This is a genomic window from Robertmurraya sp. (genome assembly GCF_036676585.1).
In the GTDB taxonomy this organism is placed as follows: Bacteria; Bacillota; Bacilli; order Bacillales; family Cytobacillaceae; genus Robertmurraya_A.
The window spans coordinates 1-11,040 of record NZ_JAKFCQ010000059.1 but is presented as its reverse complement, the minus strand read 5'-3'; the positions used below and the strand labels follow the sequence as shown (position 1 = coordinate 11,040).

The following is an 11,040-nucleotide window of genomic DNA, read 5'->3' as shown; positions in this document are numbered from 1 at the left end:
TATTCTATTATTGCCTATACCATTGTTGTTCCGCATCTAAAGGATCATTTAGACAGACGTTCAAGTGAAGAAGGAATAGTAGCGGTTGATTTACTTAGTCCGTTAATGAATGCGTTTGTTACTAGATTTAATACAGAGCCTCATCATCAACCTGGCTTAATGCGAAAACTGGATGAGGAATACTTTAAAAAGATTGAAGCGATTGAATTTGCGGTGAAGTACGATGACGGACGGGATCCAAGGGGAGTAACAATGGCCGATATTGTTTTGATCGGAGTGTCACGGACCTCAAAAACACCTTTATCAATGTATCTGGCTCATCAACGATTTAAAGTAGCTAATGTACCATTAGTGCCTGAGATAGACCCGCCAGAGGAACTGTTTGAAATTCCACGGAAAAATTGTGTTGGGTTGATAATTTCCCCGGATAAATTAAATGAAATTCGCAGGGAACGGTTAAAGGCTATGGGAATCCCCTCTCATGCCAAATATGCAAGTTTCGAACGAATTCTTAACGAACTAGACCATGCTGAAAATATAATGAAACGAGTTGGCTGTCCGATCATCGATGTTTCAAATAAAGCAGTAGAAGAAACTGCTGGTTTAATTTTAGAAGTGTTAAAAAAGAAAAGGAGCTTTTAAAAAATGGATAAATTCGTATATTTATTTGATGAAGGTCATGGTGGTATGAAGGATTTGTTAGGGGGAAAAGGTGCAAACCTAGCAGAAATGACAAATATTGGTCTCCCGGTTCCCTTCGGATTTACGATTACTACCCAAGCTTGTAATACTTACTATGAATCTGGTAAATCGATACCAGATATAGTAGAAAAACAAACTTTAGAAGCTCTAAATCGCTTAGAAGAAAAAATGGGAAAAAAGCTGGGTGACGCACAAAATCCTTTGCTAGTGTCCGTTCGTTCCGGTTCAGTTTTCTCAATGCCTGGAATGATGGATACTATTTTGAACCTTGGAATGAATGATGAAACAGTAGTTGGTATGGCTAATTTAACAGATAACCCGCGTTTTGCTTATGATTCGTATCGCCGTTTCATTCAAATGTTTAGTAATGTCGTCCTTGAAATCGGTAGTTATTATTTCGAGCAATTTTTAGAAGAAATGCGCGAGCAAAAAGGCTATACCTCTGACCCTGAAATGACGGCAGAAGATTGGAAAGAGGTAATTGATGGCTATAAGGAAATCGTGAAAAATCATACAAAAAAAGAATTTCCTCAGAACCCATTTGATCAGCTCTTCCTTGCAATCAATGCCGTATTTAATTCCTGGAACAACCAACGTGCCATCGTATATCGCCGCCTGAATAAAATTCCAGATCATTTAGGTACTGCGGTGAACATCCAAAGTATGGTGTTTGGAAATATGGGAAATGACTCTGGAACAGGTGTTGCCTTTACTAGAAATCCCTCAACTGGTGAAAAGATTCTTTACGGTGAATACTTAATCAATGCCCAGGGCGAAGACGTTGTTGCAGGTATACGAACGCCACAGCCAATTGAAACTCTAAAGGCAGATCTACCTGGGGTTTTCAAGCAATTTGCTGAAACATGCAACCTTCTGGAGAATCATTATAAAGAAATGCAAGATATTGAGTTTACCGTAGAGAGAGGGCAGCTTTTCATTTTACAAACTCGTAATGGCAAGCGCACAGCTCAGGCAGCGATTCGAATTGCTGTTGAAATGGTGGAAGAAGGTCTTATTAATAGAGAGACAGCCTTAATGCGTGTAGACCCAGATCAATTAAACCAATTACTCCACCGTCGCATCGATGACAAACATCCGCGGACATTGTTAGCAAAAGGATTACCTGCATCGCCAGGAGCAGCTACAGGTCAAGTTGTTTTCGATGCAGATGAAGCCGAGGCTTTAGCGAACGAAGGAAAGAAAGTGATCCTTGTTAGACCTGAAACGACGCCAGATGATATACATGGTATTGTTGCATCCCAAGCGATTGTAACGAGCCGTGGCGGTATGACAAGCCACGCGGCGGTGGTTGCACGTGGAATGGGGAAAGCATGTATTTGCGGGTGTGAATCTTTAATAATTAATTTGAAAGCTAAACATTTTACTGTAGGAAAAACCATTGTAAATTATGGTGATATCATTACTATTGACGGATCCTCTGGTGAGATTATGCTGGGTGAAATACCGATGATTGATCCTGAGCTATCCGATGAGTTTCAACTTTTGCTGGCTTGGGCAGACCAGGAAAGAACTATTGGAGTTCGTGCCAATGCTGATAACCCGGAAGATGCTCTGAAAGCATTTGAATTTGGAGCAGGTGGGATTGGATTATGCCGAACTGAACATATGTTTATGGATGCTAAAAGGATTCCAATCGTACAAAAAATGATTTTAGCTGAACATTACAATGAAAGAATGGAAGCGCTTAAAGAGATTTTACCAATGCAACAAAGCGACTTTGAAGGAATATTTGAAGCGATGCAGGGTTATCCAGTTACTATTCGTTTACTAGACCCACCTCTTCATGAATTTTTACCTGATAAAGAAGAAATTTTAGTCGAAGTGACAAAGTTGCAAATCACTCACCCAGATTCAGCTGAATTAAAGGAAAAAGAGCAATTATTGAAAAAGGTTTCCCATTTAGTTGAATTCAACCCAATGTTGGGTCACCGTGGCTGCCGACTTGGTATTATTTATCCAGAAATCTATGAAATGCAGGCAAAAGCCATTTTTTATGCAGTTGTAGCGCTTGCCAAAAAAGGGATGGAAGTACAGCCAGAAATTATGATCCCGCTTGTTGGCCACGTTAACGAGTTAAAGAAAATGCGCCAGTTGGTCGTGGATATAGCAGATCGTGTTCAGGAAGAAACAGGGGAAACGTTCAAGTACACCATTGGAACAATGATTGAAATTCCACGCGCAGCCTTAACAGCTGATCAAATTGCAAAAGAAGCAGATTTCTTCTCATTTGGAACGAACGATTTAACACAAACAACATTTGGTTTTAGTCGTGACGATGCAGAAGGGAAATTCTTGCAAGCTTATATTGAAAATAAAGTGCTACCGGAAAATCCATTTGCGGTTCTTGATCTAGATGGTGTGGGTAAATTAGTTGAAACCGGTGTAAAGCTTGGACGTGAAACAAAGCCATCTTTAAAAGCAGGTATATGTGGTGAACATGGAGGAGAAAAGTCCTCAATCGATTTTTGCTATCGTGTTGGTCTGAATTATGTTAGCTGTTCACCATACCGTGTTCCTATTGCACGATTGGCGGCTGCACAAGCGACTATTCGACATGAGCAAAATATAGAAGAAATTTGTATAACAACGTAAAATTTTCAAAATGAGACGGTATCCTATTGATACCGTCTCATTTTAACTAGATTAAGTGTGAATCAATCTTTTAAAAAATCATTTGAAATTTTTTAACTTTTTGAGGGCTTCCCTTGTTTCATCTACGTATCTCATAAGACGATACGGTTTACTTAGTGCCCGTTTTGGAAACTCTCCAATGAACTTATTTAAATCATCTCTATATTCTTGTGTAAGTCTGGTTGGTTTCGATAAAATTCGTTTATAAATCTCTTTATATAATTCTCTTTTAGGATTCAGGTGCATATCAATTTTACGGTGACAATTTGTACACTCTGTACTTGAGATTTTATCGTTTAAGTACTGAACACAATGAAGTGTTTCTTCATGACAACGTGAACAATATAGGGAGACATCATACTCTGTGATTTTCAAATCAACCCCTCCTTACCATATATTCCATTAATCACCTTTAATAGGAATATCATTCCGTATTATTATGCCAATTTTGACTAGAATTTAATAATATATAATATTCGATTTTCCCTCAAAAAGGTACAAGATAAGGTTTAGTGATTAACTTTTTTTAGAATTGTACTTGCAGTTAATTCATCAGTAATTAAAACATCAATAAACTTCCCTTTTAATGCGCCTAAAATACTTTCTACTTTATGTGTCCCTTCAACAACAGCAATCACTTTTTTAACACTTTTTAGTTCTTCCAAGGTAATGCCAATCACTTTCGTATTTAATGTATCATGGATAGGCTGACCATCTTCATCAAAAAATCGAAAACCAATATCTCCAACGGTCCCCACTTCCCGAAGATGAAGTAGATCCTCTTCTTGAAGGTATCCAAGCTTCATTAAAGTGGAGTCAGTAAAAGGGTTCCCAATACCAATCAATGCGATATCTACATTCCTTCCGCTTTCTAATACGGTTTGGACATCCTGCATTCCCATCAGCCGATCTTTCAATTCTTCCGTTTCAACAATAGCCGGAGCATATAAATAAGTACACGTACTGTGTAACTTTTTGGCTAGTTCGCTTGCAAGCTGATTCGCATGGATTTGCACTTGTCTCACACCCATTCCACCTTCCAATGGAACAACCATAACTTCTTCTCTTCTCTCATAAGGGTATTCAAGGACTAGGTTAGACAGTGTCTCTCCCCATGAAATCCCAATGCTTTTAACGTCTTTCATATTATTTGAAATATAGTTGGCACCAGCTTGACCTACTTCCCTTTTAGCCATTTCACCGGTTAATCCGTTATTTGGAACAACCACTACATCATTAAGACCAAAATATCGTTCTAGCTTCCGCTCTAACTCTACTGTGTGGACACTTTCATCCTTAATATACACCTTAACGATCCCTTCATCCTTAGCCTTTTGAAGCAATTTGGATATAACAGGTCTTGAAACACCTAATTTTTCGGCAATCTGTGCCTGCGTCCAGCCATCATTATAATACATACTGGATACCTTCACCAATTGTCTCTTCTCTTGCCAATCCACATTAGCCATCTCCCTTCACGGCAATGATTTAATAACAAATGTAATGTATATGAACATTTTATACCATAATTTTTTAAAAATCATCTCACCTATAGCAAAAGTGCCGAGAATATTCATTCTCGGCACCTACCTTTAAGAACTCTTATATGTTCTCCCACCATCTAGTAGTAAAATTTGGCCGTGTACATATTTACCCTCATCACCGCTTAAATATTTTACAGCATTACATACATCTTTAGGCGTACCCAGACGTCCAATTGGTATTTCTTTTCTTAAACATTCCTTTGACTCGTCTGTCGGATATAAAACATCCAGCATATCCGACTCAATTACCCTTGGTGCCACAACATTTATATTAATATTGTTATTCCCCAGATCCTTAACAAGAGATCTCATTAAACCAAATGCCCCGCCCTTTGATGATGTATAGTGAATTCCCCCACCAGAACCTGTGATCGCAGAACCAGATCCAATAATAACGACACTTCCCCCAGGTTCCATTAAGGGATAAATAGACTTTATACTATAAAATAGTCCGTGAAGATTAACAGCCATCGTCTTTTTCCAAGTAGCCCAATCTATATCAAGGAAATTTACCGTTCTAGTGATACCTGCCGAGTAAACAAGTGTATGAATAGTTCCAAACTTCTCCTGTATTTCATTCGCCAGGGATTTCACACTCTCCCATGAACCTGCATCCACCTCAAAAGGGAATAGATTATTCAGACCACTTTCTGTAATTACTTTGTTTAACATATTTTTATTTATATCTGCAACGGCAACATGATGCCCTTCTGCACCAAAATTCAAAGCAATTTCTTTACCAATCCCGTTTGCTCCACCAATAATAAGGATATTTTTTTCTTTCAATTTTTTAACACCTCATTATCATTGCTTAGTTCATCAACTTCATAATCAAGATATGGTGAACATAGAAGTAAAGCCTTATTAGCCATTGCCTCTATTATTCTTGTTTTTTCATAAGTAGCTAGTTTTTTATCATGAAGAGATGCAGGCGGACAAACTCCCTTCACTTTAATACCTCTTCCCTTAAACTCTCTAGAAAGGCCTCTAGTAAACGATTCTAAGGCACTCTTAGTTGCAGCGTAATGAGGTCCTATCTCTCCTGTTTCAGCTGAACGTGAAGATATATTAATAATTGTCCCTTCACCTACTTGAAGCATAAATGGTAAAATTTCTTGACAACAAAGAAATGGGACATCTAAATTCGTTTCAAATGTGTCTAGCCATTTCTCTGTAGTTAGCTGATCTATAGATTCTATTGCAACCTTTTCTGCATGATTAACAAGTATATCAATTTTACAACTTTTCTCAATAATCTTACTTACAACTGACCTAACAGCCTCAGGTGTATGTAGGTTATCTGTTATTACATAGGCAGTGCCACCAAAAGAAAGGATTTTTTCTTGAAGATTAGCAGCATCTTCCTCATTAAAGCGATGAATCCAAACCTCTGCTCCAGCCTTAGCAAGCTTTTCACAAATTTTTGCACCTAGATTATCGTCCACACCAGTTACAAGTGCTACTTTATGATTTAATGTTAAATCAAACATGACTTCCCTCTTTTCTACGGTTTTATTAGTACTTTTAAAACCTTTTCAGATGGATTATGTGCACATTCAATTGCCTTATCAAGCTCTGATAATGGAAAACGGTGGGTAATCATATTTTCTACATCAAACACTTTATTTCTTAACATTTGGATGGCACTCTCATAGTTATATGGATTAGATGAATAAGAACCAATTACTTTTATTTCATCATTAAAAAACCTGGAAGCTGGTATGGCTATATCTGTGTCTTTAAATGGAGCAAAAACTAATACAGTACCACCACTTGCTACACACTCCATTGCTTGAGGAAGAAGTGACTGAATTCCCGCTGAAATAATAACAATATCTGCTCCCTTTCCATTTGTTAGCTCCATTACCTTTTTAACTACTTCTTCATTTTGGCTGTTTATTGCTTCATCCGCTCCAAATTCTATCGATTTCTCGAGACGATAAGGATTTATATCGCTAACAATAATCTTTGATGCTAGCAAATGCTTTACGATTTGAATTTGAAGAAGGCCAATTTGGCCAGCACCCATAATAAAGACTGTATCTCCAGGTTGAGTGTCAATTAATTCAAACCCATGGAGACAGCAGGCGATTGGCTCAACGAGCGCACCTTCCTCATAACTCATCCCATCCGGGAGTCGCCCCATCGTGTGTCTTACATGTAAAGCGGGAACACGAATATATTCTGAAAAACCACCTGGGTCAAGATTTGTTTGTTTAAATTGATCACAAAGGCTGTATGAACCTCTTTTGCAATAATGACATGTGAAACACGGAACATGATGGGCTACAAATACTCTGTCACCCACTTGATAATCTTCTACTTTGCCTCCTACTTTAATTATTTCTCCTGAGACCTCATGACCTAGAACAGTTTGTGGGGGAACCTTTTGATCAAGTACTTTATGAATATCTGTACCGCAAAGTCCACATGCATGCATTTTTATTAATACCTCATCCTCCCCAATGCTAGGAATTGGGCGGTCTTCACACCTTATGTTTTCTTTGTCATAAAAGGCCGCTACTTTCATTCGTAATTCTTTGTCCTTAGATTCATTTTGACTGTACTGAGTCACAACGTTCACGAATCCCACATCCTTCCAATTGACTTTCGATAACTTCTAATAATTCCTTATATCCTTCGAGATTACTAGATACCCAGTATCTACCACCTAATAGACGATATTTCCCAATTCTTATAAAAGCCTTTCCTACATAACCGTAGTCTTTAAGTGTCAGTTCATCTACGTCTTTCCATTTATACTCATGCTTTCTCCAAAACCCTTCAAAAATAATGGATTCAGGTGTTAACGTAATACTAGATGGATTATTTAAACCTATAAGAGAAGATATTAATAATAGAGGCATTGCTACTAAGATTAGTTGATATATACCCAATGGGCCATTCATTATTACTCCATGTACTGCCCATATAAACAAACCAATCATTAAAACCACCGGAAAAATAATAGAAAGCCAAAGTACATGTGTACTGTATCGATAGTGCTTCATAACCCTTCCCCCATTTGTAGAAAAAGCAAAAAAACTCTAAATTAGTTTTTTTGCTTTTTCTTCTTTTTGTTATTTATTCAATATAGCTAATAATTTTTTGAATATCAGCATCAATTCCAACTCCTGTAAGGAAAGAAATCGTTTGAATAACTGGTGTGTCTCCAGTATCACTAACCGGTGTAGTCGTAACAATTAAATCTGCTCCTCTGGCCTTTGAAGGTACCTCAGATGCTTTACATTGTTCAACAATAACATTTATGCCTTTGTTCTTTAGTGTTTCTTCTATCTTCTTCGCTACTACAGTTGATGTTGCAACCGCTGTTCCACAAGATACTAAGATTTTCTTTGCCATAATAAATTCCCCCTATGTTAATTTCATTAGTTATTGTTTAAGCCTTGAACGCATTTCCATTTTCCCCTGTTGTAATAACAGGCTTTAACGTCTTTGGATCTAATCCCATTTCATTTGCATATTGTTTTTTAATGTCATTTCGTACCCAGTACCAAAGTAAAGCATAGGCAGCCGCTGCAACAATTGCTCCAATAAAGTATGGGTTACTCGGATCTAATAAGCGAACAATAATCCATGGAATAACGTGGGATCCTAAATCAATCCCAGAAATTTGGGTTGCTCCCTCAGGGAAATCAAAACCGACTGCTCTTCCCATTGTTGTTGCTAAATCTGCAAGATTAGTAGCAATAAAGAATACAATCATTAAAGTTACGATACTATTGATAATACCTCGAATAATATTTCCTCTTGCTGCTGCAACTGCCCAAACCACAGTGAATGGAAGAACCGCAAAATCTGCAAAAGGTAACATTCCGTTATACGGAAGAATTACAGCTAATAATAGAGTGATAGGAACCATGATTAACGCAACAGCCATATTAGATGCGGTTCCAATTACGATTGCTGTATCAAGGCCAATATAAACATTTTTCCCTGGGAACTTTTTGTTAATTAGGTCTCGAGCTCCTTCAGAAATAGGAATAAGTCCTTCCATCAAAAGCGCTACCATTCTTGGCATTAGGATTAATACTGCCGACATTTGTATACCCAATGTTAGAATTCCTTTTGCATCGTACCCCCCTAGGAATCCGATGAGAAGACCTAGTACTAACCCCATTACAAGTGGTTCACCGAATATACCAAATTTCTTTTTTAACGTTTCAGGGTCTGCCTCAATTTTATTAATTCCTGGTATTTTGTCTAAGATTCTGTTACTTGCGTAGGTGATAGGAGCAAAGTTAACTGTCTCGGAATGAGCCATTGACACTCCCTTCAGACCAAAATGGTGTTCAACCGCTGGAGCAGTCCAGTCTGCCAACTTAAGTGTAATAGCTGAAACAATTAATCCCACAGCAATTGCTAGAATCATATTGTCATAAGCATAATAAGTAACAGAAGCAGCAAAGATTAGATGCCAGAAGTTCCAAATATCTACGTTAAGCGTCTTAGTTAAATTCGTAGATAGCATGATTACATTTAATACTAATACTAGTGGAATCATTAATGGTGCAACTGGTGTACCAAATGAAATGGCCGCACCTATTGGCCAACCCACATCGAGAATATCAAGATTCAGCCCTAATTTTTCAACCATGGCTTGAGCAGCAGGTCCAATTGCTCCGGATAAAAGGCCAATAACAAGATTTACCCCTATAAATCCAATCCCGATAGTAATACCAGCAGTAAATGACCTTTTGAAGCCTTGCTTTAAAAACAAACCAAAAACCGTCATAATGATTGGAAGCATGATCGAAGGACCTAAATCTAATACAAAATCAACAGCTTGCTTAATCATTGAAAGACCCCCTAGTTTTAAGTTAGCGCTTACATTTATGGTGAAATAACATCCTAAACACTAATTTGGTTTAACTCTTTGTCTAAAATATCAACAACTTCTTTAGCAGATTGTGCATCTTTTAGCTGGGACATCGCTGCTTCATTTTGAAAAACATCCATTAATCTTTCTAGCATAACCAATTGCTTTGAGGGTTCTGTAATAGCTAACATTAGCACAATTTCAACGTTTACTGATGTTTCCGGACTACCCATCATTTTAAATTCAACAGGATTCTCTAATATTGCAACCGAAATCATAGGGCTTATCACATGCTCTGGATCTGTATGAGGAATCGCCACTCCCATAGTTGCTAGTGGTAATCCAGTTGAAAAAACTTTTTCTCTTTCTAATATGGCTGGTAGAAAAGAGTCTTTTACATAATTGAGCTTCTTCAATTCTTCACACAGAACCGCAATGACCTCATCACTATTTTTTGCTTTTACATTCAAACGAACTACCTTTTCATCAAGATTTATTAATTTTCCCATAATATATCCCTCCTTCTTTATGTATTACTGAAACAAGCCTTTTACTTTTGTTCAGGTGTGTTACATTTGTAGTTATCATAAAATATCATAACGAAACAGTCAAGTTGTTTTTAGATAATTCTAACTATTAACATTTTTCGACATTAAATAAAAAGTGGACAATTACACGAAAAAGCCTACAAAAAGTAAGCTTTTAACGTGCAAATTCTACTATACAGCAGATTGTATTGCTTTTTGTGTTTTTAGTTTATTGACCGCATTCACTGCGGCTTCGTAGAAAGTCTCTGATAATGACGGATGCGGATGAATCATTTTGGCAGCCTCATCTATCGTCCCTTCTAAATACATGAAAGCTGAAGCTTCTGAGATCATTTCCGTTACATGTGACCCGGCCATAACCACACCGATGATTTCACCGTATTTTGCCTCATAGATAATCTTTGTAAATCCTTCCGGTTCTCCAGCACTCAGTGCTTTCCCACTACCAGCAAAGTCGAATTTTTCTACACGTACATCAAGCCCCTGCTTTTTCGCTTCCTCCTCGGACAGACCAACGGAGGCGATTTCAGGGAGCGTATAAATACAACGGGGCATGACTTTATAGTCGATAACATCCATCTCTCCAGCAGCATTATTCGCGGCAACAATTCCTTCTGCACTTGCTGCGTGTGCGAGCTGCCAACCGCCGATTACATCCCCAACTGCATAAACATGATCGTGAGTGGTTTCCATCTTTTCATTAACTTTAATGAAGGGGCCGTTCTGTTCTAGATTAAGTTCTGTGACTGCGGAT

At 37.8% G+C, this 11,040-nt stretch carries 12 protein-coding genes; 2 read left to right on the top strand and 10 right to left on the bottom strand.

Translation table 11 applies throughout. The features are described from left to right. Positions 1-642, top strand: a 642-nt coding sequence (locus ACGLXV_RS08015; protein ID WP_391558206.1) for a pyruvate, water dikinase regulatory protein, incomplete at its 5' end; no start/stop codon positions are given. A 3-nt stretch (positions 643-645) separates the two neighbouring features. Next, positions 646-3,315, top strand: coding sequence for a pyruvate, phosphate dikinase (ppdK, locus tag ACGLXV_RS08010; protein ID WP_391558205.1), 2,670 nt, complete (start codon positions 646-648; stop codon positions 3,313-3,315). A gap of 78 nt (positions 3,316-3,393) precedes the next feature. Here the strand turns inward: ppdK and ACGLXV_RS08005 are convergent, their stop codons facing one another. From ACGLXV_RS08005 to ACGLXV_RS07960, 10 genes are all read right to left on the bottom strand, one after another. Further along, positions 3,394-3,729, bottom strand: coding sequence for a bh protein (locus ACGLXV_RS08005; protein WP_119709604.1), 336 nt, complete (start codon positions 3,727-3,729; stop codon positions 3,394-3,396). A 134-nt stretch (positions 3,730-3,863) separates the two neighbouring features. After that, on the bottom strand, positions 3,864-4,823 hold the full coding sequence (locus tag ACGLXV_RS08000) for a sugar-binding transcriptional regulator (RefSeq protein ID WP_119709605.1): 960 nt from the start codon (positions 4,821-4,823) through the stop codon (positions 3,864-3,866). A gap of 123 nt (positions 4,824-4,946) precedes the next feature. Further along, positions 4,947-5,684 (bottom strand): SDR family NAD(P)-dependent oxidoreductase, encoded by a 738-nt coding sequence (locus ACGLXV_RS07995; protein ID WP_391558204.1) that lies wholly within the window; start codon positions 5,682-5,684, stop codon positions 4,947-4,949. Then, positions 5,681-6,388, bottom strand: a complete 708-nt coding sequence (locus ACGLXV_RS07990) for an SDR family NAD(P)-dependent oxidoreductase (RefSeq protein ID WP_391558203.1) — start codon at positions 6,386-6,388, stop codon at positions 5,681-5,683. The genes ACGLXV_RS07995 and ACGLXV_RS07990 overlap by 4 nt, the downstream gene beginning before the upstream one ends. A gap of 14 nt (positions 6,389-6,402) precedes the next feature. Then, positions 6,403-7,482, bottom strand: a complete 1,080-nt coding sequence (locus ACGLXV_RS07985) for a zinc-dependent dehydrogenase (protein WP_391558202.1) — start codon at positions 7,480-7,482, stop codon at positions 6,403-6,405. Then, complete coding sequence (locus ACGLXV_RS07980; protein ID WP_391558201.1) at positions 7,451-7,909, bottom strand: hypothetical protein; 459 nt, start codon at positions 7,907-7,909, stop codon at positions 7,451-7,453. Before ACGLXV_RS07980 ends, ACGLXV_RS07985 begins: the two co-directional genes overlap by 32 nt. Positions 7,910-7,982: 73 nt before the next feature. Further along, entirely contained in the window at positions 7,983-8,261 is a 279-nt protein-coding gene (locus ACGLXV_RS07975; RefSeq protein WP_119709608.1) for a PTS sugar transporter subunit IIB, read from the bottom strand. Positions 8,262-8,298: 37 nt separating this feature from the next. Further along, a complete protein-coding gene (locus ACGLXV_RS07970; protein ID WP_119709609.1) occupies positions 8,299-9,717 on the bottom strand; it encodes a PTS galactitol transporter subunit IIC in 1,419 nt (472 codons plus the stop codon). Positions 9,718-9,770: 53 nt separating this feature from the next. After that, on the bottom strand, positions 9,771-10,247 hold the full coding sequence (locus ACGLXV_RS07965; RefSeq protein WP_119709610.1) for a PTS sugar transporter subunit IIA: 477 nt from the start codon (positions 10,245-10,247) through the stop codon (positions 9,771-9,773). 210 nt (positions 10,248-10,457) lie between these two features. After that, a partial coding sequence (locus tag ACGLXV_RS07960) for an FAD-dependent oxidoreductase (RefSeq protein ID WP_391558200.1) occupies positions 10,458-11,040 on the bottom strand: 583 nt, incomplete at its 5' end.